24 protein-coding genes and 1 tRNA gene are annotated in these 22,432 nt (G+C 66.8%); 7 read left to right on the top strand and 18 right to left on the bottom strand.

Translation table 11 applies throughout. The features are described from left to right. Nucleotides 1-12 precede the first annotated feature (12 nt). Nucleotides 13-97 (top strand) — tRNA-Ser (locus tag ACIRPU_RS16870). A 65-nt stretch (nucleotides 98-162) separates the two neighbouring features. On the opposite strand, the gene ACIRPU_RS16875 is transcribed toward ACIRPU_RS16870, so the two are convergent. The 15 genes from ACIRPU_RS16875 to ACIRPU_RS16945 all read right to left on the bottom strand — a co-directional run bounded on the left by ACIRPU_RS16875 (nucleotide 163) and on the right by ACIRPU_RS16945 (nucleotide 12,558). Beyond that, entirely contained in the window at nucleotides 163-774 is a 612-nt protein-coding gene (locus ACIRPU_RS16875) for a hypothetical protein (protein ID WP_403867435.1), read from the bottom strand. A 97-nt stretch (nucleotides 775-871) separates the two neighbouring features. Further along, nucleotides 872-2,158, bottom strand: coding sequence for a tyrosine-type recombinase/integrase (locus ACIRPU_RS16880; protein ID WP_403867438.1), 1,287 nt, complete (start codon nucleotides 2,156-2,158; stop codon nucleotides 872-874). A gap of 13 nt (nucleotides 2,159-2,171) precedes the next feature. Next, complete coding sequence (locus ACIRPU_RS16885) at nucleotides 2,172-2,417, bottom strand: helix-turn-helix domain-containing protein (RefSeq protein WP_403867441.1); 246 nt, start codon at nucleotides 2,415-2,417, stop codon at nucleotides 2,172-2,174. A gap of 186 nt (nucleotides 2,418-2,603) precedes the next feature. After that, nucleotides 2,604-3,767: a DUF3631 domain-containing protein gene (locus ACIRPU_RS16890; RefSeq protein ID WP_403867444.1), complete on the bottom strand. Its 1,164-nt coding sequence runs from the start codon at nucleotides 3,765-3,767 to the stop codon at nucleotides 2,604-2,606. After that, complete coding sequence (locus ACIRPU_RS16895; protein ID WP_403867447.1) at nucleotides 3,764-4,123, bottom strand: hypothetical protein; 360 nt, start codon at nucleotides 4,121-4,123, stop codon at nucleotides 3,764-3,766. Before ACIRPU_RS16895 ends, ACIRPU_RS16890 begins: the two co-directional genes overlap by 4 nt. Before the next feature lie 62 nt (nucleotides 4,124-4,185). Further along, nucleotides 4,186-5,109 (bottom strand): bifunctional DNA primase/polymerase, encoded by a 924-nt coding sequence (locus ACIRPU_RS16900; RefSeq protein WP_403867450.1) that lies wholly within the window; start codon nucleotides 5,107-5,109, stop codon nucleotides 4,186-4,188. Continuing rightward, nucleotides 5,106-5,801, bottom strand: a complete 696-nt coding sequence (locus ACIRPU_RS16905; protein WP_403867453.1) for an SAM-dependent methyltransferase — start codon at nucleotides 5,799-5,801, stop codon at nucleotides 5,106-5,108. The genes ACIRPU_RS16900 and ACIRPU_RS16905 overlap by 4 nt, the downstream gene beginning before the upstream one ends. An 89-nt stretch (nucleotides 5,802-5,890) precedes the next feature. After that, the gene (locus ACIRPU_RS16910) at nucleotides 5,891-6,214 is read right to left on the bottom strand and encodes a hypothetical protein (RefSeq protein ID WP_403867456.1); all 324 of its coding nucleotides are present in this window, start codon (nucleotides 6,212-6,214) and stop codon (nucleotides 5,891-5,893) included. A gap of 18 nt (nucleotides 6,215-6,232) precedes the next feature. Beyond that, on the bottom strand, nucleotides 6,233-6,541 hold the full coding sequence (locus ACIRPU_RS16915; RefSeq protein ID WP_403867459.1) for a hypothetical protein: 309 nt from the start codon (nucleotides 6,539-6,541) through the stop codon (nucleotides 6,233-6,235). Nucleotides 6,542-6,775: 234 nt separating this feature from the next. Then, nucleotides 6,776-8,896 carry a hypothetical protein gene (locus tag ACIRPU_RS16920; RefSeq protein ID WP_403867462.1) on the bottom strand — a complete coding sequence of 707 codons (2,121 nt, stop codon included), beginning with the start codon at nucleotides 8,894-8,896 and terminating at the stop codon, nucleotides 6,776-6,778. A 1-nt stretch (nucleotide 8,897) separates the two neighbouring features. Continuing rightward, complete coding sequence (locus ACIRPU_RS16925; RefSeq protein ID WP_403867465.1) at nucleotides 8,898-10,460, bottom strand: hypothetical protein; 1,563 nt, start codon at nucleotides 10,458-10,460, stop codon at nucleotides 8,898-8,900. 77 nt (nucleotides 10,461-10,537) lie between these two features. Continuing rightward, nucleotides 10,538-10,921 carry an RRQRL motif-containing zinc-binding protein gene (locus ACIRPU_RS16930; protein WP_403867468.1) on the bottom strand — a complete coding sequence of 128 codons (384 nt, stop codon included), beginning with the start codon at nucleotides 10,919-10,921 and terminating at the stop codon, nucleotides 10,538-10,540. Continuing rightward, complete coding sequence (locus tag ACIRPU_RS16935; RefSeq protein WP_403867471.1) at nucleotides 10,921-11,880, bottom strand: DUF2637 domain-containing protein; 960 nt, start codon at nucleotides 11,878-11,880, stop codon at nucleotides 10,921-10,923. The genes ACIRPU_RS16930 and ACIRPU_RS16935 overlap by 1 nt, the downstream gene beginning before the upstream one ends. 76 nt (nucleotides 11,881-11,956) lie before the next feature. Next, the gene (locus ACIRPU_RS16940) at nucleotides 11,957-12,298 is read right to left on the bottom strand and encodes a hypothetical protein (protein WP_403867475.1); all 342 of its coding nucleotides are present in this window, start codon (nucleotides 12,296-12,298) and stop codon (nucleotides 11,957-11,959) included. Continuing rightward, nucleotides 12,295-12,558: a DUF6284 family protein gene (locus ACIRPU_RS16945; protein WP_403867478.1), complete on the bottom strand. Its 264-nt coding sequence runs from the start codon at nucleotides 12,556-12,558 to the stop codon at nucleotides 12,295-12,297. The genes ACIRPU_RS16940 and ACIRPU_RS16945 overlap by 4 nt, the downstream gene beginning before the upstream one ends. A gap of 536 nt (nucleotides 12,559-13,094) precedes the next feature. On the opposite strand from ACIRPU_RS16945, the gene ACIRPU_RS16950 reads away from it, so the two are divergent. Both ACIRPU_RS16950 and ACIRPU_RS16955 read left to right on the top strand, forming a co-directional pair. Then, nucleotides 13,095-13,871 (top strand): GntR family transcriptional regulator, encoded by a 777-nt coding sequence (locus ACIRPU_RS16950; RefSeq protein ID WP_403867481.1) that lies wholly within the window; start codon nucleotides 13,095-13,097, stop codon nucleotides 13,869-13,871. Nucleotides 13,872-13,885: 14 nt separating this feature from the next. Next, nucleotides 13,886-14,434 carry a UTRA domain-containing protein gene (locus tag ACIRPU_RS16955; RefSeq protein ID WP_403867484.1) on the top strand — a complete coding sequence of 183 codons (549 nt, stop codon included), beginning with the start codon at nucleotides 13,886-13,888 and terminating at the stop codon, nucleotides 14,432-14,434. 1,615 nt (nucleotides 14,435-16,049) lie between these two features. Here the strand turns inward: ACIRPU_RS16955 and ACIRPU_RS16960 are convergent. Beyond that, nucleotides 16,050-16,337 (bottom strand): hypothetical protein, encoded by a 288-nt coding sequence (locus ACIRPU_RS16960; protein ID WP_403867487.1) that lies wholly within the window; start codon nucleotides 16,335-16,337, stop codon nucleotides 16,050-16,052. A 561-nt stretch (nucleotides 16,338-16,898) separates the two neighbouring features. Between ACIRPU_RS16960 and ACIRPU_RS16965 the strand changes: the two genes are divergently transcribed. Then, on the top strand, nucleotides 16,899-17,897 hold the full coding sequence (locus ACIRPU_RS16965) for a pentapeptide repeat-containing protein (RefSeq protein ID WP_403867490.1): 999 nt from the start codon (nucleotides 16,899-16,901) through the stop codon (nucleotides 17,895-17,897). Between the two features lie 953 nt (nucleotides 17,898-18,850). Here ACIRPU_RS16965 and ACIRPU_RS16970 read toward each other — a convergent pair. Both ACIRPU_RS16970 and ACIRPU_RS16975 read right to left on the bottom strand, forming a co-directional pair. Beyond that, nucleotides 18,851-19,792 (bottom strand): HNH endonuclease, encoded by a 942-nt coding sequence (locus ACIRPU_RS16970; RefSeq protein WP_403867492.1) that lies wholly within the window; start codon nucleotides 19,790-19,792, stop codon nucleotides 18,851-18,853. 374 nt (nucleotides 19,793-20,166) lie between these two features. Next, the gene (locus ACIRPU_RS16975) at nucleotides 20,167-20,445 is read right to left on the bottom strand and encodes a PLD nuclease N-terminal domain-containing protein (protein ID WP_403867495.1); all 279 of its coding nucleotides are present in this window, start codon (nucleotides 20,443-20,445) and stop codon (nucleotides 20,167-20,169) included. 187 nt (nucleotides 20,446-20,632) lie between these two features. Between ACIRPU_RS16975 and ACIRPU_RS16980 the strand changes: the two genes are divergently transcribed. The 3 genes from ACIRPU_RS16980 (at nucleotide 20,633) to ACIRPU_RS16990 (ending at nucleotide 22,309) form a co-directional block, all read left to right on the top strand. Beyond that, nucleotides 20,633-20,809 (top strand): hypothetical protein, encoded by a 177-nt coding sequence (locus ACIRPU_RS16980; protein WP_020131312.1) that lies wholly within the window; start codon nucleotides 20,633-20,635, stop codon nucleotides 20,807-20,809. A 17-nt stretch (nucleotides 20,810-20,826) separates the two neighbouring features. After that, a complete protein-coding gene (locus ACIRPU_RS16985; protein ID WP_171398159.1) occupies nucleotides 20,827-21,120 on the top strand; it encodes a Dabb family protein in 294 nt (97 codons plus the stop codon). Between the two features lie 214 nt (nucleotides 21,121-21,334). Beyond that, entirely contained in the window at nucleotides 21,335-22,309 is a 975-nt protein-coding gene (locus tag ACIRPU_RS16990; RefSeq protein ID WP_403867498.1) for an RNA polymerase sigma factor SigF, read from the top strand. Nucleotides 22,310-22,432 lie beyond the last annotated feature (123 nt).

Below are 22,432 nucleotides of genomic sequence, written 5' to 3' on the forward strand. Positions count from 1 at the left end.
AAGGTCTCCCTCGGTAGCGTGTCCGAGCGGCCGAAGGAGCTCGCCTCGAAAGCGAGTGTGGCGCAAGTCACCGAGGGTTCAAATCCCTCCGCTACCGCTGGTAGGAGAGGCGCCCGGTTCATCGAACCGGGCGCCTCTTCGGCTTCCGTCTCAGTTCCCGTCTCAGTTGGGCAGTGTAAGCGGCACTGCATCTGAGTTCACAGGAGTGGACATCGCTTCGTTGGCCGCTCTAACGAACGCGCTGTACCCATCCTTCATCTGCCTTCTAGCTTCCGCCGCTTCGGCCTGTGCGGCATCAGCTTCTGAATCGTGGCCGTCTAAGAGAGCTCTGCTCCAGTCACGCAGGTACCGCACGTGGTCCTGGTAGCCGTGCCGGACGTTCGATGCCTCGCGACGCACTTCTTCAGGCCCAAGCATCCTGATCAAAAAGTAGATTCGGTATAGGGCCAGCGTGCACGGGTCTAGAACCGCAAAATCTGGCAGGTCGGAGGGATCGGGTTCCCCGGCGAGTTGCTTCAAGATGGCGTTCATAACCTCAGCGCACTGTTCGTACGCCTTCAGGAACTCTTGGTACGCCTCCAGGCGGCGTTCCCGAAGCCAGTGCGTGTGATCAACGGCAGCCTGGTCCTGTACCTGCCTGGCAGTCGCTCTAGCTGCGGTTTCCGCACCGATGCGAGCGCCTCTCGCCGCCGCGTATCCACCGATGGCGGCCCCCCCAATCGCACCAGCAAGCCCCACGCCAGCAGCAATCAATGCCACAAGTCCTTCATCCATGGAGGCAGGATGCACATGAACGACTACGCCTCGTTACTACTTTAAGAAAACCGAGGGGGCGCCGCCCCTTGGCGGACTGCCCCCTCGTCACCTGATCTCAGTTTGTTGAAGCAGGGCTGTCAGCGAATCCGTCGCCATCGCCCCTGGGGCCCGCAGCGTCCGGTTTCCAGATCAGCCCGTCAACCTGGCGGGCAACGTCGCTCCGGACGGAGTCGACCATGTGTTGATACCTCGCGGCCATGGCGGTGGTGGACCAACCCATGAGCCCCATGACGGCCCGCTCCGAGACTCCGAGGATCAGCAGGACCGTGGCGGCGGTGTGCCGGGCGTCGTGGAGTCGGCCGTCTCGTACCTTCGCGTCGTCAAGCAGGTCCTTCCACTCGTCGTAGTCCGTCCGGGGTGATGTGCCCCGCCCGGTCGGCGTAGCGAAGAGCCATCCTTCGTCCACCCAGCCGGCGCCGGCCGCCGCGCGTTCGGTCTGCTGCTTGGCCTGGTGGGTGCGCAGCAGGTCTACTAGCTGGGAGGGCACTCCCACGGCTCGCCGTCCGGCGCGAGACTTCGTGTCGGCCGTCTCAGGGTTGGTTCGTTGACGCTGCGGGCAATACCCGGCTTTCCTGCCGCAGGTGTCCCCACACCCGTGGGCGTAGCGCGGCCGGCGGCGGCTCCGTCGGACCATGAGGACGCCCCGGTCAAGGCTCACGTCCGACCACTTGAGCCCGAGTGCTTCACCCTGGCGGAGACCGAGGGCGAGCGCGACGGCCCACCGTGCGGAGTTCCGACGATCGTCCGCCGCGTGCAACAGCCTCTGCACCTCTTCGACGGTGTACGGCTCGATCTCCTCTTCGCTGAGCCGGGGGGCCTTGGCGAGTTGGACAGGGTTCCGGGCGAGATGGCCACGCCGTACCGCCTCGTTCAGGGCGGTACGGAAGGTTCGGTGAATCTGGTGGATCGTCCCCGCCTTACGGCCGTCGGCCACCATCCGCCCGTAGAAGGTCTCGATGTACTCCGGCTTGAGCTTGTCCAACCGGTGAGCACCGAGGGCGGGGACCAGGTGCTTCCGCACGGCCACGCCGTACCCGACCATGGTGTTCTCGTTCACGGCGAGCGGGGCGATGTTCTCGACCCAGTGGGTCAGCCACGTCTTGACCGTCCAGGGTCGCCCCGCCTTCCGAATGCTCTTGGCGTCGCGCTGCTGCTCCAACTCACGGACGGCGGCGGTCACCTCGGCGCGGGTCTTGCGTTCGACGTGGCGGCGGTCCGGCTTCCCGTCGTCCCGGATGCCGACGGTCACGCGGCCGTGCCACTTGCCATCCGCGCCCTGATAGATGGACGAACGGCCGTTCGGCTGTCGGGTGCGCTTCTGTCCGCTCTTGTCTTCTGCCATGCGTGCGTACTCCTCAGGCGGCCGTGGCGGTGGTGATGGCGAGGGTGGGGTGCTGCTTCTTGCGGCGGCGGGTGACGAACTCAGGGACCGCGTCGGCGGGGACCCTGCGGAGGTGGCCGACGGTGATGGACTCAAGCTCTCCGGAGCTGACGAACCGGTAGCAGAGGGTTCGGCCGATGCGGAGGCGGCGGGCGGCCTCTTCGACGGTCAGCAGCACGAGGGTGGGGTCGAATGCGTCAGTGGGGTGGGCCGTGGCCATGGGTATGGTGCTCCTTCGGCTGCGGGAGGGAGCGGGGGCCGTCGGCCCCCTTCTGGGAAGTCCGCTACATCCGCTACGCCGCTACATCGCAGGTCAGCGGCGTGATTTGTGTAGCGGAGAGGTGTGATGTAGCGGCTACGGCCGTTTCGGGGCGTGGGGCCGTAGCCGCTACATCGGGAGTTGCCGCTACAGATTCAGGGGCTCTGAGCTGGGATGTAGCGGTGTAGCGGATGTAGCGGCGCTGGGGGGCGGGCAGTAGCGGGCCCATGCGTCTTCGAGGTCTTTGGCGAAGAAGCCTTTGAGGATTCCGCCGGCGGTGCGGATGTTGCGGGAGACGACGGGGTCGCCGTCGGCGGTGACGTAGTCGTTGAGCATCCGGGAGAGTCGTCGGTTGTCGAGCGGCTTGCCGTTGAGGTCGGCCCATGGGGCGTCGTCGAGGGCGTTGAGCCGGTCGAGGATGGCGACGGTGGGCAGGCGGTCGATGCCGATGAGGACGTGGTCGCGCAGGTCCGTGAGCAGGCGGATGCCGATGCTGCCTTTGTCGTTGGCTCGGGAGGCTTTGACCAGGGTCAGGCAGGCTTCGCGGGCCCGGCGGGGCCAGTCGCCCCCGGCGGCGTCCGCGACGGCGAGCAGGGGTTCCCACACGTCGGCCGGCCGGTCGGTGACCCCGTCGGGCATCTCCGGGAAGGCACCCGTGATGCGTTCCTGTACGGTCTCGGCCCACTTGGCGAGCCGGTCCCGGAGCTGGTTGCCTTCCCGCACGTGGATGCGGGTGCGGAAGGGTTCCACGTGCTCGTTCCGGGCCCGGCGGCGCATGCGGATGATGACCGAGCGGGTCAGGATCGTGTCGGGCAGGGAGCCGAGACCGGCGACCGCGACCGCGCAGAACGAGGGGAAGCCCTGTACTTGCTGGTTGGAGCCGTCCCCGACGCACCGGTACATCGGGCGCCCGCGTGCGTGACCGGCGTTGATGAACCCTCGGAGCTGTTCGTTGTCCCCGGCTTTGGGGCCGAAGATCGTGTCGATCTCGTCGAAGAGGATCGTGGGCCGGCCGCCGTCGATGCCGGACACGGATCGGAACAGTGCTGCGGCGGAGGCGTCCGCTGCCGCCATGGAACGCGGTACGAGGGTTTCGACCACGTCCAGCGCGCGGGACTTCCCCGAGCCCGGCTCGGGCGAGAGGAACGCGAGTCGGGGGGTGGAGTCGAACGCGTCGAGCAGGTGGGCGTGCGCGTCCCACAGGGTGACGGCGACGAACGCGGCTTCGGTGGGGAAGACGTTGAAGCGCTGGTGGAAGGCTTCCACCTCGTTGAGCAGGTCGGCGCCGTCGATGGCGTCGGTTGCGGTCATGCGGCGGTCTTCCCTTCGGTGAGCGAGGCGGGCGCCCCGGTGCAGGCGGCTTTGTGGTCGTCGTGGTCGGCGATCAGGGCAGTCACGGCGCGGGGGCCGGTGGCGGTGCGGGTGCGTCCGCACGGGCAGGCGTAGGCGGCGGTGGGGGTGTCGCCGGTCCGTTTGGACCAGCGGGCCCCGTCGTCGTGGTCGCGGTAGATGGGCGGGGCGTAGACGCGGATTCCGGGCCGCTCCGGCGTCGGGTTCTCCGCGTCGTGGCGCGCGGCGGTACCGGGGAACGGGTTCGGGCGTTGAAGGGCTGAAATGACGCCCTGCCGGGCGGCGACCTTCGGCCCGCCCACGGCCGTCGTGTCCACAGGTTGTGGAGCGGCAGACGGCGGGCGGGTGGCGGGGAGGCTCTTAGTAGGCGGTGGTGTGGTCATGCCGTCCGCCTGCTGGCCGGGTTGCGGGCGATGGACCAGTCCAGTCCGCGGGTGATGACGTCGTCGTAGTAGCGCTGCGACTGGGTGGCGTTGCCCGATGCCGCCCTACTAAGAGCCTCCTCGACCTCCCCGCGCTCGAGGTCGCCGGACGCGATCAGCCGACCAAGAGCACGCGCGGCCCGCAGCACGGTGGCGTTGCGTGTGCCGTCCGCGGCATGTGCCACGTTGTGCACCTCCCCCCGCAGTGCTGCCGCGGCGTACCCGCTCGTGCGGGTCGTGAGCGGTACCGACGCGTCCCGTGCGGGGCGCTGAGGGGGTTTCAGGGCGTCGTGCAGCCAAGCGGGCAGGACGGCGGGCGGCCGGTCGTCCAGGAGCGTGTATGAGCCGTCGGGGGTGGTGCTGCCGACGGCGACGACGTACCCGCCCCACCCCCGGGTGTCGATCTTCCTGGCCAGACGGCCCGCGGTGCTGTGGAGGCGGGTGCCAGGGGGCTGGGTGAAGTACAGGTGCTCGCCGCCGCGCGCGGTCCGCACCCGATAGGTGGCAGGCACGTCCTGTCCGGCGCGCTCGCAGAGCGCTTGGAAGTTGGCGGCGCCGTCAGGCGTTCCTTTCAGCTCTTCAGGCTTGAGGGTGTCGAGGTCGACCACGAGCAGCCCGGACGGGCCGGTTGCGATGCCGACGTTGTAGGGCTGCTGTGCCCACGCCGCGGCGAGCAGGTCCCGGTCGGTGGTGGCGCGTTCCTCCGGGGTCCGGTGTCCGTCGGTGCAGTAGCCGGTGCCGGGGCAGTACTTGTCCGCGTGGCCGGCCGGGCGCTTGTCCCGGGGCCGCAGGCAGATGATGTGCCAGTCCCGGCGTGCGGCTTCCAGCGCGCAGGCGAGCAGGCCCGGCCGGGACGGGACGGTGTCGGGGATGCCGCTCATGCAGCCACCCCCAGCGCCGTGGGGGCGAGCAGGGTGAGTGCGGTGCGGCCGATGTGTTCGGCGTAGGCGGGCGGGATGCACTCGCTGATCCCGTCCCGGCTCATCCACGGCACCCCGAGCACGCGGCGGGCGTGCGGGACGCCGGAGAAGTGCCCGACGAACTGGCCGTACCAGCCGGGCGGGACAGGGCGCCCCATCTTGGCTTGGGGCACGGTGTGGGCGGGGTGGTCCGGCTGGTCGAGGAGGAAGCCGCCGCCGGTCTCGAAGAACCGGTGCCGGTAGTTCTCAAGCCCGAACATCGTCGCGCACAGCATCACCGGGGCACGGAGCTTCGGGACGGCGCCGCCCACGTTCTCCATGACCCACGGCCGCCCGGTCGTCTCCAGCGCGGCGCGGGTGGGGCCGATCAGGTCGGGGTGGTTGTTGTTCTGAATGCGCTGGCAGTCGCTGTCGTGCTGGCACGGCGGTGAAGCGTGGATGAAGTCGAACTCAGCGCCGTGTTCGAGGACGAACGCGATCGCGTCCGCCTGCACGAACCGGAACGGGTAGCGCGGCTGAGGGTCCTTGTCCACGCCGGTCACGTCGAACCCGGCGTCGGTGTAGCCCTTTGCGGCGCCGCCCTGCTTGCAGTACAGATCCAGTAAGCGCGGCCTGCGGCCGGGCACTCGCCGGATGTCGCAGTGTTGGGTCATGCTGGGTGGTCTCCAGTCCTGTTGAAGGTGCTGGTTGGCAAGGGCGGTCCCGCTTCTTTGGCGAGAGGGAGGGACCGCCCTTGGCGTAGCTACTGGTCGGCGTTGCGATGCCAGGGTTCGCGCTGACGCGAGCAGGCGGTGAGGCCTGCGGCGTGGAGCGCTTCGGAGCCGAGACCGGTGCAGGGGCGCCGCTGCTCACTGCCATCGGGCAGCAGCCACAGAGCGATGCCGTCTCCGGGGCAGGCAGTGCATTCGTCGTGGCTGCCGCGCTGTTCGGCCGTGACGTACACGCGCGTCCTGGTGTGGTCGCGGGCGGGGAAGCGGCGGACGGATACGGCGTCGACGGAGCCGAGGACGGCTTGGGCGACGCGCGGCAGGTCCTGGGTGGCGCAGATGATGCGGATCTCGAACACGGTGCTCCTTCTTTGGGATCAGCCCTTGGAGCGGGCGAGTTTGAGGGTGATTCCGCCGAGGCCGATGGGTCCGGCGGCGCCAGCGATGACGGTGAAGGTGTGGGCGGCGGCGTCGAGCAGGAAGCAGAGGGCGGCGACCAGTCCCCAGCCGCCGGCGACGGTGGCGCCGGCGATCGCGAACGGCAGCAGTAACCGGCGCCACTCGGTGCCGTGCGGGGTCCGGTCGTTGACGACGATCACGACCGGCTGGCCGGTCGCCTGTGCGCGCTGGTAGGCGTCGGCGGGGATGTGGGGGGCGATCTGGCCGGGCGGGGTGTGCTGGCTCATTTCTGGCTCCCTCGGGGTGTGCCGCGGGCCCGCGCCGACAGGTGGCGCGGGCCCGTGCGGTGGGTGGGTGTGCTTGTCGCGTTGCTTGTCGTCCCTCTTGTCGTGCGGCTTGTCGTCTTGCTTGTCTTGTCGCTTGTCTTGTCGCTTGTCGCCTCCCAGGTCACAAGCCGGTTTTGGGGCTCCAGACCCCGGAAAGCGGCATGCCGGGAAGCGCAGGCGACAAGCGACAAGTGATCAGGCGTCGGAGGCGTGGGAGCGGTGGACGTAGCGGGCTTTGGTGCCCTCCCCGACCCGCACGCAGGTCCCGTCCTGCATCCACGTTTTCAGCCACCCCACGACCGTCTGACGGGTCGTGCCGTACGCGTCCGCGAGAGCGCGGGCGATCGCCGACGCCCCGGTGCCGGCGGGTCCGGCGGCGAGCAGCGCGGCCAGCGCGGCCTGCTGTGCGGGGCTGTCCTGCTCGCCCCGCAGCGCGGACAGGTTCAACCCGGCCGACGGGTCCGGCCCGGCGCCCTGGTCGGCTGTGTGGGGGTCGGGTGCGGTGCCGAACTGTGCGTCGATCTCCTGCCGGAAGCGGCGCAGCATCTCGTCCTCGGGCGAGCTTTGCCCGCCGCCGTCCTGGCCGCGCAGGGCGGATAGGTTCAGCCCGCCCTGCCCGGCCGGGCCTTCCTCGCTCCGGTCGTCGTCGGTGGGGGTGAGGTCGAGCATCCAGGCGGTGCGGTCGGCATCCCACCGTCGGGCGTAGGCCGGTCCGGCTGCCTTCGCGGACACGTCGTCGAGGCGGGGGTGTCGGTCGGAGGTGGCGACGGTGATCTCGCGGATCTGGTTCGGGAGGATCCGCCACGCCTTGAACAGCGCGGCAGGCGACTCCGGGGTGCCCATGAACCCGGCCCCCTTGTACGGGGCCTGCTCGACGCGCAGGCCGCGGCGGCCGGGGAACATCTTGCCCAGGTCCATGCCCTCGGTCTCGCCGCCGGTGAGGGCGACGCGTACCTTGCCTTCTCGGCGGATCATCAGGTTGCCCAGCACGCTGCCGGTGGCTCCGAGGGCGGTGAGGACGGTGCGGATGCCCATGGCGCGCAGCATCCGGATGACTTCCAGGATCTTCTTGGCGAGTTCCTTCATCTGCCGGTCGGTGCTGACCAGGATCTCGGCGCCCTCGTCGATGACCAGCAGGATCTGAGGGATCTTCGCGCTGATCGGCAGCAGGTCCGTGTTCGCCTTGGACAGCAGGTCCTGGTACGCCTTCTTGCGGTGCAGCCCGATATCCAGCGCGGCATCGAGCATCAGCACGGCCTCTTCGTGGGAGGAGGCGAGCCAGTCGATACCGGGCCGCACAGGCTTGCCGTCCTCACGGGTGATCTCCCCGTTCAGCGCGGGCAGCACCCACGGCAGGCCAGCACTGCCGGCGTTCAGGTCGATCACCCACGTGAGGACGTCTTCGGCGCGGGCGAACCCGGCCAGAATCGTGTGGACCATGTTCGTCTTGCCCGATCCGGTCGGGCCGACGACCAGCGCGCACTGCTCGCGCAGGTAGGCGGAGACGGTCTCCCCGTTGGTCCGCACCCCCCACGGCAGCCCGGTCAGCACCGACAGCGGCCCGTACTCGCTGGGGTAGGGGCAGTCCTCCTTGAGGACGTTGACGGTGGTGACGTCCAGGATGGTGCGTCCCTGGTGGATGCCGGCAGTCGCGGCGGCGGTGCAGCCGTGCGGCAGCTTGGCATCCGCAGACAGAGCAACGGAGTACTGCGCGATGCGGTCGTAGGTAATCCCGCCCTGCGGCTCCAGGTCGAGCGAGTAGCCGGCCCCGGTGGACCACATCTCCACCGCGAGGACGCGTACGGAGATCGAGCAGATCCGTTGGATCCGCTCCACCCACTCCGCGGCGATCGCCCGCCGCTCCGCGGAGAGCTCCGCAGCAATGGCCCGCCGCTCGGCTGCGATCGCCTCGTCTTCCCGCGCTTCCTCGTACAGGGCACTCGAGCGGGCGGCGGCGCCCATGCCGACGCCGATAGCAGCGAGGGAGCCGAGGGCGGCCCAGGTGAGGGGGCCGGTGGTCATGGCCCAGGTGGTCCAGCCCGCTCCGACGAGCCATGAGGCGGCGCGGGTGGCGAGGGTGCGGCCGGCGTTGCGCACCCGCAGGCCGGCGACGGTGTGACCGAGGGCCCCGGCCGCGCCGACGGCGAGTGCCCAGCCGGGGGGCATGGCGGTTGCGGCGCCGGTGGTGGCGACAGCGAACGCTCCGGTGGTGGCGGACAGGGCGCCGGTCACGGGTCCGTGACCGGCCGCCCAGTCCAGCACCGGACCACTGCTGACGTGCTGCTTCTTCGCGGTAGCGGTGGCGGTGCTGCTCATCTCAGACGTTCCAACCCTTCTCAGCTTCCGGCCCGTTGCGGGGGTCCTCGTGCCGGGCAATGTCCTGCTCATGGGCCTGCCGGAACAGCGGCCCCATGTCCTCCGCCACGGCGACGGCGCTCATCAGGGCGCCGAAGATGTCGTTGAAGCCGTCCGCGACTTCCTTCTCCAGCGGGAACTCGGAGTCGGAGCGCTCCGCGAGGATCTTCATCACGTTCGCCACCGACGTGAGGGCGGCGGGCAGGCTCTCGACCATGGCGAGGATCTCCATGGCGTTCTCGGGGTCGTACTGGTTGGCGGCCTGCTCCATCTCGGAGGCGGCCTCTTCGAACCGGAAACCGGACACGTGTTCTCCTTCACTCACCGCGGATGTGCTGGGGGTGGGAATGTCGGCGGCCGGGCGCTCCACCTGCTCGCCCAAACCGTCCGTGCCGTCCTGTGCGGCCTCCGCATCGGCGGCGGCCTCCTGCTCACGCAGGTTCTTGCGGGCGGTCTCGTCACGGGCGGCACGCTGCTCGCCCGCGGTCTGCACCATCCGCCGGTACAGGCGGCGGCCGGGGTGGACCAGGGCGGGGATGCCGAGCTTGCGACCAAGCCACGTCGACACGCAGCCCAGCAGCCCGACCGGCAGAGACAGCAGCGCAGCCAGCAGCCGACGCCCGTGGAAACGGGCCGCGGACCTGCGCAGCGCCTTGCGCGCCGCCTTGCGGGCCGGGGCCTTACGGACCTGCGCCCGCTGCGCCGTGACCGTGGCGCCGGTCTTGGCGTCCCGCTTGTTGCGCTGCTTGGTGACCGCCGCATCACGGGCCGCACGTACCTTGCGGACCGCGCCACCTGTCAGGCGGCCTGCCAGAGCAGGACGCTTGCCCAACCGGGCGGTGCCGGCCGCGGCTTTGGCGTTGCGGCGAGCGTCGGCGACCGCGCGTCGGGCGCTGGTGGTCTGCGCCCGCTGCCCGCCGCGCGAACCTGCCGCGGTCTTCTGTGCGGCCCGCAGCGCCTTGACCTGCCCGGCCCGACCCGCAGCCCCCTTGCCCGCGCTCGTCGCGTGCTTGGACGGGCTGCTGTGACCGGTCTTGCTGGGGGTCTTCGCGCTGGTCGTCATGCCGGTGCTGCGGCGGTGCTGGCCGGGCACCTTGCCCGACCGGCCACCGGAACCACCGGCACGCGAATCACCCGAACGACTCCCGGAGCTCCCGCGGGCGCCCGCTCCGTTGCTGCGCAGGCCCGTGGAGCGTGCAGCTGCACGACCGGCCGCGCGCGCCGCGGACCGGCGAGCCTCCTGGCGCGGGCTCGCCTTGCGGGAGCGGGCGGCGGCGACCGTGCCGAGCACGACCATGCCGGTCGCGGCGACGGCCGCGGCGATCGGACCGCCAGCCAGCGAGGCGGCGGCGACAGCACCGACGGTGCTGTTCGCCCCGGACAGGGCGAGCGGGCCGATGGGCCACCCGCCGGGCGTGTGATCCACCTCCTTCACGTCCTTGCCCTTGACCGCAGCGGGCGGGGTGGCGGGCGGCGGGGGCGGTGCGGCCGGGACTACTACCGGCTCAGTGCTGAGTTCCGTCATGCTGTGAGCACTCCTTCAGGGGAGTAGGGCCCGACCGGGGCCGTGAGAAGTTGCCGGTCGGGCCTGCTGAAGTGGGGTTACGCGGCGCGCTGTTCGTCAGTGGCCAGGCATGGGCCGCAGATGCCGTGTCGGGTCGACAGGCAGTAGCTGTAGGTGATGCGGCAGCGTGGGCAGGTGCGGCGGGCGAGCATTGCCAGCGCAAGCGCACCCCATTTGCGGGACGTCATCGGCCGGACCGGCTTGGCCAGGTCAAGGCGGTAGAGGTAGGCGACACGGGGCGAGCCCGCACGGCGGTTGATCACCAGCACTTGTGCGGCGACCGGCTGCCCGCCGGGCCGTAACCCGCGGGTGCGCAACTGGCGGCGGGTGGCGTATCCGTCGGGTGCCATCTGCCACGGGTAGGTGGGTATGCCGTAGCGGGCGCCGTTCGGGTCGAAGCAGCGGCTGTAGGCGGTCGGCATCAGACACCGGCCTCAACCGGTTCGCCCGCAGTGTCCTGCTCGCGGGTTTCCTGGACACGTGCGGCGACCCATCCGATCGACCAGCCGGTCTCTTCCGCGAGTTGCCGCACCGACTTCTCGCCCTCCCGGAAGGACCGGATGTACGCGCGGGCGTCGCTCTCACGCATCTTCTTGTCCAGGGTCGGAGCACTGTTCACGGCGGTGTTCACGAGACCCTTCACCGCGTTCACGGCCGGCCGCTCACCGTCCTCGCGGGCAGTCTGGGTGGCGTGCTCGCGGGCCTGCTGTTCACGCCATGAACGCTCTGCCTGCTCGCGCTGTTCACGGCGAAGTGCGTCTTCGCGCTGCTGCTCCTCGCGGCGGACGCGCTCCTCGTATTCGCGCTGCTCACGCCGTGTCTCGGCCTCGCGGTCGAGGCGTTCACGCTCCATGCGGGCGGTGTGCTCGCGCTCCGCGGCCCGCTCGGAAGCCTCCCGTTCGGCCCGCTCACGGTCCAGCTTTTCGGCGTGGTCGCGGGCCTGCTGTTCACGGTGTTCACGGGCCTGCTGTTCGCGTTCGCGCTCCGCACGCTGCTGCTGTTCACGGTCCTTGGCTTCGGCAGCCCGTGAACGCTCAATCGCCTCCACGGCCCGGTTGATCGCACGCCGGTAGGCAAGGCCTGCTTCGGCGGTGGCGATCAGCAGCAGCGGCGCTACGGAGTGCACCGCGACCCCGACCGCGTCACCATTGAGGGCGCTGTCGCCGATGTTGAGCAGCAGGGTCATGAGGCCGGTCATCCACCGCAGCACGGCCGGCCACGCGCCAGAGTTCCCGCCCAGGCGGGCCACGGTCGCATCGAGGCGGACCACGATGACCACCGCGGTATCCACCACGAGCGGCAGGATCGGCGCGGTGCGGTCCCAGCCGTCCGGGGTGACGCGCTCGACCAGGGGCGTGACGGTGAGGACGGAGAACAGCACCGCGCCGGCGGTGATGGCCCACGTCCCGGCAGAGAGTGTCTTCTCCGCAGAACGGATCTGATCCGGGGAGAGGGAGTCAAGCATTCCCGCCCCCGTCCCCCGTGCTCGCTCGCAGACTGTCGAGGGAGGGCCCGTAGGCGATCAGCTCGATCTCGGCGCCGACGTACGGGGCGAACGCTTTCAGCGTCCACGTGCTGCCGGGCTGCTTGCTGAACTGCACCTGGTCCGGATTGATGCCCAGGGCTACGCGCCAGACCTCGAACTCTCCGAGCCCCTTGTGGAGGGAGAGTTCCAGGCGCTCGGGGTAGATCGTGGAGACGCTCACGGCGGGTGCGGGCAGGTCTCCGTATTCGGCGGCCAGGGTGCGCAGCGCCCGCATCGGGACGGACAGACCGGCCAGGGTCAGCCGCTCGCTCACGCCCCGACCTCCAGGGCCGTGGCGGACTGGCGGGTCAGCTCCACTCGCGCGGTCAGCGCCCGGCGCCGGGCCCGGCGCAGCCGGCGCGCGTCCAGCTCGGACGGAACCCGGTCCAAGGTGGTGATGTAAGCGTCGATCAGCTCGATGTTCGCGAGGATGACCGGCATCTCGGTCTCGATCGCGTCCAGCTCTGCGTCCGTCGGCTCCATGAAGTCGGCGAACGCGGTAACAGCGTCCTGAACAGTAACGATGTGTTCCATGGGTCGTGTGTCCTTCCACAGGTGGACGGCCCGAACAGCGGCCCCGGTGTTCCAGCACCGGGGCCGCGCGCCGTTGAAGTCGGTAGATCCGGCTCCCCTCAGCGCTGCTCGTACGAGACGAGCAGCGGAGGCAACCGGCCCGCAGCGAAGCGCTGCGGAGGCTGGTCGTGCACTCGCATACGGGGCGCACCCGTACGCATCCGTCCTCTTACTGGCAGGGGAGGGACGGCCTCCCCGGGCACGCTGTTGAGTTCTCAATCAATCGGCACTCCCTTCGTACTCACCCCCCTCGTGCAGGGGGCTTTCCTCCGGTGCGCCTGTCCGGAGCAGCCCAAAGAGGGCCCCTCCTGTCGCACCGCTGAACTAGTTCTGCGATGCGCTGTGATGATTAAGGCACGCAGTGGAGTGGGCGTCAATAGAACTAGTTCAGAGAGTCTGAGACGCGACCAGTCGACCGTGAAACGGTCTCGGCTATCCTTCTAGGACTAGTTCTGTAACACTGGGGGCGCGTGAGTCGCACATCGAGGGAGTCAGGCATGGAGGAGACCAAGGTTCCGAAGGTTCAGCGGCTCGCCGCTGAGCTTCGGGCGAAGATTCGAGAGGGGGCGTACCCCCCGGGTTCTGCACTGCCGAAGGTCCGGGAGCTCCAGGAATCCGAAGGTGTCGCCTACCAGACCGTCCGCGACGTGTACCGGGTGCTGGAAGACGAAGGGCTGATCATTTCTCGCAGGGGTGAGGGCACCTTCGTGTCTCCCATCCTCGGGAAGATCCACCGGGACGGAACGGGTCGCTACATCAAGTCGGCCCGGGAAGAGGCCGGCGCGCGCGGTGCGTTCGCGGCTGAGATTGCCAGGCTCGGGATGACGTCGAGCGCGTCAACCGTGATCAGCCGGGAACGACCGCCGAAGCGAGTTGCTCAGATCCTGGGTATCCATCACGCCGCGAAAGCCGTCGTCAGGGCACGGGTCATGCGTGCCGATGCCACCGTTGTGCAGGTGGCAACCTCCTACTTCCCTGGCGATGCGGCGTTTGATACGCAACTCGAACAGCAGGACACCGGGGACGGTGGAAGCAAGTCTCGTCTTGCTGAGCTCGGGTACCAGCAGACCCGTATCCGGGAGTCGGTGGACGTGCGGCCTCCGAGCAAGGAAGAAGCCGAGTCGCTTGGCGTCTCAGCCGACAGGCTGGTCTACGAGATCACCCATGTCGGCCTGACCGAGAGCGGCAGGGCCGTGGAAGTCTGCGTCCACGTCATGCCCATCACGCTCTGGTCGCTCAGCTATGAGTGGCCTATCGACCAGCCCGCCGTCTGAGAGGAAAGACCGAAGTGAGCAGCAACACCGCGATCGTCCGCGACGCCACGGAGCGCTACCGCACAGCGCGTCGCGAGGCCAGCGAAAGCCGTGGGGCGTTCGAGACCGAGATCAAGCGACTCGGTGGGACTCCCCGTGTGGACACCGCGATCCGTCGGGACACTGCGCCCTCTCAGGTCGTCGAACTCCTCGGCATCGCGAGCACGGACCAGACTGTGATCCGTGCCAGGCACATGTACGACGGTGACCGCCTGGTCCAGCTTGCCGACTCGTACGTCCCTGTAGACGTGGCTGAAGCCGCAAGCATCGAGAACCCTGACCCGGGTCTTGGCGGAATCATCAGCCGGATGCGCGACGCGGGGTACGAACAGACCGAAGCAATCGAGGAGATCACGCTGTACGCGGCGACCTCGGTCGAAGCTAAGGCGTTCGGTGTCGAGGTCGGCAGCAACCTGCTTCAGATCACGCACACCGGTTACACGAAGGCCGGTCGTGCCGTTGAGGTCACCGTCCACCGCCCCAGCCCCGGTTGGGTTCTGCGCTACAGCCCGCCCATCAGCTGATCGCCAGTGCATCCGATGGCCCGTACGACAATGTGCGGGCCATCGTTGTTCCTGCGGCGCTTTCGGTTCCGCTGATTTCCGGCAGATCTTCCCCGGTGGGGCACTAGACTCGTTCGCATGGAGTCTGAGGGGAGGTGACCGTGAGCCACGAAGAGCTGCTTACAAACTCCCATGCGTTGATCGTTGCGGTGGGTTCTTACAGGCACGCAACTGAGTTGAGCTGGGCCCTAGAGACTGGGGCTGAGGACGTCGACTTTCTGACCCAGCTGTCGACGGGATCCGGCAAGTCATTCAACTACGTTGCTCTGGACTGCGTACGAGACGAAGTCCACAATAGGTTCCTCGCAGCTGGCGAGGGGCTCCGGAACGCCGCTACGCGGACCGAAAAGCGCGGTGCGGTGCGCGAATTCCTTGCAGCATTGGCAGACCTGATCTTGTGTCTGCTGCGTTTTCTGCTAAGCGCTGTGTGGCTTCTGCTGTCGCTCTCGATGAGTCGTACTGACTCAGGCTTGACGAATATTTGGAAGCCGCCGCCAATCGATGCAGCACCGCAAATCACGCCACGCGGCCCCAACTCTGCCTTCCCCGTGCTTACTCACCGGGGCGGGCATCACCGCAGCGCGCTAGGGAGCGCCGTACTAGCTGCCTGATCTACCCGCCGACCGTTTCCAGGTCGGAAGGCTCAACATCGTGTTCCAACTTCCGGACGGTACCCCGTGGGGTGCCGTGCTGGTTCTCGCCGTGCTCGGGCTGTTCGTGTTCGGGATCCGGACCATTGTGCGGGCCATGTGGCCTCAAAAGTCTGAGCACAGGAAAGAGTTGCTGCAAGAGTGGCAGCGGCAACGTGCTCGCCGCCGACGCGAGATCAACAGGCGGAGGTGACAGCCGCATCCGTCGTGGCGTGACCGGAAGGTTGTCGAACCGGCGAGCCTTCCGGTCACGTCAGCAGCGAGGGCGCAGGGGCCCGCGAGGTCTATTCGAATCCGCGCTGCTCAGCACCGTCCGTTGTCCTGGTCTTTGTCCAGTGCGCTGACGGGCGGCACCGTTCACTTTCGTACGCTCACCCCGTCTGATCTGCCCCGTGAGCCCCCACGGACGCCCCTGTACGGCCACGCGGACAGTTGAGAACCGTCGCGACGTAGGTCGCTCCGCTCACCGCGCGGGCCCGTCCCCGGACGGGCCCGCGTTCCTGTTTCTGCCCCACTCCAGCCTGGCCGGCGCCCGTGTCGCGCGCACAGCAATCAGCCACCTGATGCCAGAGGCGGGGGGCGTCGTGGCTGGGGCGGTTTACGCCAGCTTTAATGAAATGCGTCGAACCTGATAAGCGACGCTTCAGTTGCGCGATCCTGGAACTTGTTGGCTCAGGCGCGGTGCGAGTGGCTTACAGGTCGCTGCTACAGGAGAGGTAAACCAAGAGGGCTCGAATACTATGGTGGAGGCTATGGAGGAGTACCCTCAGCAGCTCTTGAAATGCATCAGGGTGACCTGGGTGTAGCCCTGCCCCTCAGGGATAACGCATTAGGAATTAAGAGCCCAGATTGGCGGCCTCCTCAGCGATCAGCAAATAGCTGCGCGCGCTACCCCGCCCTTGTGCGGCAGAAATTAATCATCCCAGCTAGAGGGCATACACAGGATCAGGCAACTCCGTAATATCTTCCGCACCCGCATCCTTAAAAGCCCTGCGTAGCTCCGCGCCGAAGATAGTGCGCGCTTCGTCCCCTGTGTCGGCTTCTACCGCCGCTGAAGCATCGAATGTGCGATCGTGCAGGGAAATTGCCAGGTGTAGTGTACTTTCACTGGAGGAGTTGAAGAATTGAAGTACGGAGTGTGCGAAACCTTGAAACTCTTCATCCGATCCACATGACGGAATGCTACCGGTTACCGCCAAGTGAAAAGTGGTCATGGATCTTCCTACTCCCCTACCCAAAGCAAGTCTGCCTGATGAGTTGCGCTCGCATATGCATGCTGTAGTAGTGGTTTTTCCCCTCATCCACCCATGACACGCATTGCTTATGGCACACGCACTTAATTGTGTATTGGCTGCATTGTTCGTCCCACTGGACGCTCCAGTCTTCGTGCTCCAGCTCCACGAGGAGGGCCTCGACGGTCAGATCAGAGTGAGGACGTGACACCGAAACCTCGCATTCGGCGTCACCGCTGGACGGTAACACCGTTCAGGCTTGGAACCAACGTGAACATTTCGCCCCAACTGCTACTATATCGGAAGCGGTTCGATTCAGCGAGCCGGCCGAACGGCCAGCTGACGGTAAGGATGCGGGTCATGGGCATGCCGAGTCCGGTCGTGGGGGAACCTGCTAAGAGGTGGAACTCGATCAAGAGACGTGGGCAACGCCTGAGGGGGCACGCATCTGTCTCTAATGCTCGAATAAGACGAGCGGCGCGGCGGATATTGCTCTATCTGATTACTCGACGGTCCAGGCGTTGGCGTCGGGCAGCAGTAACATTGCTGGCCCTGACGGTTCTGTGGACGGCTTACGCCTATCTGTCAGATGTCTGGTCTCATCGACCCGTCCAACTCGATGTCTGGAATAGCCTTACAGGCAGTGAAAAGGCGACGACTGTAGGCCAATGGCATACCTTGCTTATTCAAGCATTCTTGGCCCTAGCTGCCGTCTGCACGCTCATTTTTACTGCATCTACCTATGCACTTTCCCGTCGAGTGCAGACAACCGCGCTATTGATGCAGGCAATCGAAAGGCTGGAATCCCCAGTGGATCACGTGAAAGAGGGGGGCGTACGCAATATAGAGCAAGTTATGCGTGACTCGCGCGCCCACCATGGTCTGACTGTTGATCTCTTGGTTTCCTTCATTCAAAACGAGATACCGGAAGCTCGACGTGAGACAGGAGGAGTAAATCCCGATTCCTACTATTGGCACACCACGAGATCTGGCCAAGCTGCCCTAGAAGCAATCGCAAGGCGACCACGAGGCCGCCAGGAGGTCGAAATAGACCTAAGCAACTTGCATCTTGGGGACGCCAACCTGGAAAACGCACGACTGAATTTTGCCAACCTTGCAAAATCCCGCTTGCGGTTCCTAAAACACTCTAAACTTAAATTCGCTAATCTTATTCAAGCAAATATGTATCGAGCCAATTTGATGGAGGCGAATCTTTACAGGGCGCGCATGGATCACACTACTCTAATCGATGCGAGGCTTAAGAGAGCCTACATGCGTTGCGCCAGCCTTCACAATGCCCATCTTGAGGGTGCGAGATTGCAAGAAGTGAACCTCAAGCATGCTGCATTGCGACGTGCCCACCTGCAGGGTGCAGACATAACTGGTGCTCGATTGGCAAAGGCAGATCTACGTGGGGCGGATCTTACCGGAGTGGTCGGGGCGGAACTTAAACAGCTCAAAAAAGCGCGGATCGATGAAAGTACCATACTTCCTGACGGGTTTTCGTGGGGCGTTATGGATGGTCTTCTTCGCATCGAGTAGAGGGCCACAGCATTGAGCACGGTGTTACCTGGTTCCAACCGGAGCAGTGTTCTGCCTCTTCGCGGATCTGATGCTTCAACGGCAACGACCGCAGATCGTCCATCCGGCATGGAGGTCTGGGCCGTCCGAGGGTGGCCAGTAACGACTGACAACAACCTCGAATCCTGGCGCAGTCACTTGCACGAAGCGACCTCCTCTGGTCTGCGGAAACGTGGACCAGAGGGAGCGAGGGCGATCATTTGTCGGCGGTCATGCCGTCCCGATGTCATCCACCTGCTCGCCCTCAGCCTGGGAGGGTGAGTGAGAGTACAGGCACGGTTCGCAGGCCGCGTCTCCGGTTTTCATGGCGGGCCTCCTTGGTCGCTTGCCTTCCATGCTCCTCTCCTCCTGGGCGGACCGCAGCAGAGCTAGGGCGGTAGTTGGCTCTGGACGAGACGTGGACGAGAAGAAGGATGACTGCTCAGGCTTCTGACTGTTTTGCATAGACGGCGATTGCATGAGGTCGCTTCGGGTCCGCACAACCTCCTGCGCAACAAGTAACAGGAGCGGGAGGAGTACAGCTCGGAGGTTACTGCGTTCGAGCCGTGTGGAATGCGATGTCTGTGGGCTATGTGTGGGCCAACGGGCCAGAAGATCGGCCCGCTTGACGCATCGGTACAGGTCAGAGTGGGAATCGAACGCGACATCACGACGCTCTTGAAAAACGTCGTGGCACGAGTCGTCGTGGGCTCAAATCCCGCGCCCGCCACCCCAAGAGCGGTCCTGAGCAGGCCATATAGTCAAGGGCCGCTTTGGTGGGTGGGGGGCGATACACCGTGATTGCCCCACGTGCGCTAGGGGTACGACGACCTCATCCCTGCTTCGCTCGACTCGGGCTCCTGTTGCGAGGGGAGCCATACCCCGCCCTGGTTCTTTGTCTGCTGGATGAGGTCTCGGAGCCCGTCGGGCGTAGGTCACGGCGCGCGGCGGTGGATCATCCGGTGGCAGTTGGCGCAGATCAGAGCGAGATCGCTGAGCTTGGTTCGCCCCTCGCCGGCCTCGTGCAGGGGTACGACGTGATGGCACTCGATGTATCCGGCGCCTCGCGGGCCGTAGATCGCCTCGAAGTCGAAGCCGCATGCCTCGCAGGCGAGCCGCCGGCCTTGACGCAACACGGCATCGATCTTCCTCTTGCGCAGCCCCTTGTCCCGCTCACGGCTCCTGTGGCGACGGATCAGCAGCCTGCCTTCGGGTGCGCTGTAGTCGTCTTCCTCCTCGGCCTCCGGGGGCAGGGTCTGAAAGTCACCCGTGAGGAGGCCGTCCCGGATGCGCTGGGCCACCTCCGCCATCTCGGCCGGTCGGGTGAGGAAGTCGTTCATGACTTCGACATCGAGCGCGTTGCCGTTCGTGGGCTTGCCCCGGTAATCCGGGTGCCGGGACGTGATGTCGACCGTTTTGCGAGCTACGCCATTGGGATTCCGGAACAGCTCGTTACGTAGTTCTTCAGGGTGGATAGGCATAGTTTGCAGCAGTTCGGACAGCTCGATCACCCGCGAGTCGTTGAACTCCAACCGCTTCCAACCGTTGGCCATCGCCAGGTCGCAGGCAAGGATGATCTCGTCACGTGTCCAGTCGGGACTCCGGGACGAACGGATCACGAAGCCGAGCCGGGCGAGCCACCTGGCGGCGTGCGACCTTCCCCCGCTCAACTCATCCGACTCCAGCGCTCGGCCTTGATCGAACTTGTGAGCCACTCCGGCGATGGCCTTCGAGTCGTACGTCCGGCCGTCGTGCACGAGGAGGTATCCGGTCGCCGGCTTGTACCCGTACTCGGAGAGGAATCTGTCACGACCCCACTCCTCGTACTCCGCTATGGCCTTGAGGACACCGTCTCGGCTGATCGCACCTTTGCGCATGACGGAAGGTTAGGTGTCACCACTGACAGCCCGTTAGGTGTCCGCTCTCCTCAACCACCACCCTCGCCTGCTCCTCGGAGCCGGCCGAAGGTTGAAGCCGCACCAGCGGCGCAGCCGGGGCTTGATGGGGCAAGGAAGGTTCTGCCGTGCTTCCTCTAATGCTCGTTCACTGCCACCGCGCCAGTCAGGGCGGACTGGCGCCGTCTCAGTTTCCGTCTCATTCACCCCCGTTCCGAACCGTCCGCAGCGGTTCACGCACTGGGCGGGAGTACAGGAATGAACGAGGTTGAACAGCCTCGGATCGCGCTGTGACCAGCACGAACAGACCTCGAAAGCGAGTGTGGCGCAAGTCACCGAGGGTTCAAATCCCTCCGCTACCGCTTCTGGATGAAGGGTTCGGCTCTGTGAGCCGGGCCCTTCGTCGTGTTCTCGGCGGACTCCGGGCTTTCGCGCGGCTCGGGTCGCTTGCCCAGGTATATCCAGGCGAGGCCGCCGACGACGGGGGCGCTGAGCATGAAGCACAGCCAGAGCAGCTTCGGCACGTGCCGGACGCGCTCCCCGGGGGTGCGGACGCAGTCGAGCAGCGCTCCCAAGCACAGCACCGCTACGAGGACCATCGGGGCGACGGTCAGCGGTTCCAGGAGTCCCAGCATTTTCCTCCCCTTCCCTTCTCTTCCACTCCGTCCGGCACGCACCGGCGTTCACCTCCTCATCGGACGAGGACCCGCGAACGGTTCACGAACGCGCCGTGGACGCTCAAAAAGCGGTGTGAAAATCGCACTTACGGTTACACTCGCCGCCGTCAACAAGGCCCAGGTGGGCTCATACAGGGGAGGCCAGGTGGCGGTGAACGCCAAGAAGATCGCCGTCTACGTACTCGTGGTCTTCGTGCTCTACGTGATCATCACGGACCCGGCGAAGGCGGCGGACTACGTCCAGATAGGCTTCCAGGGCATATCGGACGCCGCCAAGGCCGTCGGCGACTTCTTCACCTGGCTCGCCGACGGGGCCGAGTAGCACGCACGGGAGTGCCCATGATCCGCCACCTGGTCCTTTTCAAGCTCAACGAGGGCGTCGAGCGCGACGACCCCCGGGTCGTGCAGGGCGAAGCGGCCTTCCGGGCACTCGGCGGCCGGATCGAGGAGCTGCGCTTCTGGGAGCTGGGCTGGAACATCAGCGACCGGCCCATCGCCTACGACTTCGCGATCAACTCGGCGGTCGAGGACGCGGACGCCCTGAAGCGGTACATCGAGCACCCGGCCCACCAGGCGGGCGTCGCCCTGTGGCGCGAGTTCGCCACCTGGGTGGTCGCCGACTACGAGTTCTGAGCCGTCCTTTCGGCAGTCCTTCTCGGCCGTACGGAGCCCTCCGCCGGAACAGCGGGGGGCTTTCGCACGTCCGGAGTAGCGGTGATCGGCTGAACTTCTCCCTCAACACGGCGTAATGGGGTGCTTGCACACAGTGCACATGTCTTGTGATGCTATGACCGCTTTTGACGGATGAGTTGACCGATGTTGACCTGACGAAGAGGTGGCGTTGACCGTGTCGGCCAGTACTGCGCCGCCTCAGGAAGAGGCACCCCCGGCACCCGCCTCCGCGCCTGCCCTGGAAGCCATCCCGGAGACCATTCCGGAGACCGTCCCGGGGGTCATTCCGGGGGGCGTTCCGGAAGCCGTCCGGGAAATCGTCCCGGGGACCGTCCCGGAGATCGTTCAGGAAGCCCCTCCGGAAGCCGCCCAGCCGCCCGAGCGGCGCCGGGGCGCCGACACCCGGGCGCTGACCCAACTGCTCTTCGGCGAGCTCAAGGAGCTCCAGCCGGGCACGCCGGAGCACAACCGGGTGCGTGGGGCGCTCATCGAGGCCAACCTCCCGCTCGTGCGCTACGCGGCCGCCCGCTTCCGCTCCCGCAACGAACCGATGGAGGACGTCGTCCAGGTCGGCACCATCGGCCTGATCAACGCCATCGACCGCTTCGACCCGGACCGGGGCGTGCAGTTCCCGACGTTCGCCATGCCGACCGTCATCGGCGAGATCAAGCGGTACTTCCGCGACAACGTCCGCACGGTCCACGTACCGCGCCGGCTGCACGAGTTGTGGGTGCAGGTCAACAGCGCGACCGAGGACCTGACGACCGCGTTCGGCCGCACTCCGACGACGGCCGAGATCGCCGAGCGGCTGCGCATCGGCGAGGACGAGGTGCTCTCCTGCATCGAGGCGGGCCGCTCGTACCACGCCACCTCGCTGGAGGCGGCCCAGGAGGGCGACGGCCTGCCGGGCCTGCTGGACCGCCTCGGCTACGAGGATCCGGCGCTGGACGGCGTGGAGCACCGCGACCTCGTGCGCCATCTGCTGGTCCAACTCCCCGAGCGCGAGCAGCGCATCCTCCTCCTGCGCTACTACAGCAACCTCACGCAGTCTCAGATCAGTGCGGAACTCGGCGTCTCCCAGATGCACGTGTCCCGGCTACTCGCGCGTAGCTTCCAGCGGCTCCGCTCGGCGAACCGCATCGAGGCGTGACGCGGAAGCCGACCGACACGTCACTCGATCAGGGCTCGGAAGCCTGAGCGAGTCGTCACCGCTGGGAGCGAATCGCTCATCCGGACCTTTCCCGACGGATCTGCGCTGAAAAACCGTCAGACC

Origin of the sequence: Streptomyces sp. NPDC102259, from assembly GCF_044766465.1 — a bacterium.
GTDB lineage: Bacteria > Actinomycetota > Actinomycetes > Streptomycetales > Streptomycetaceae > Streptomyces.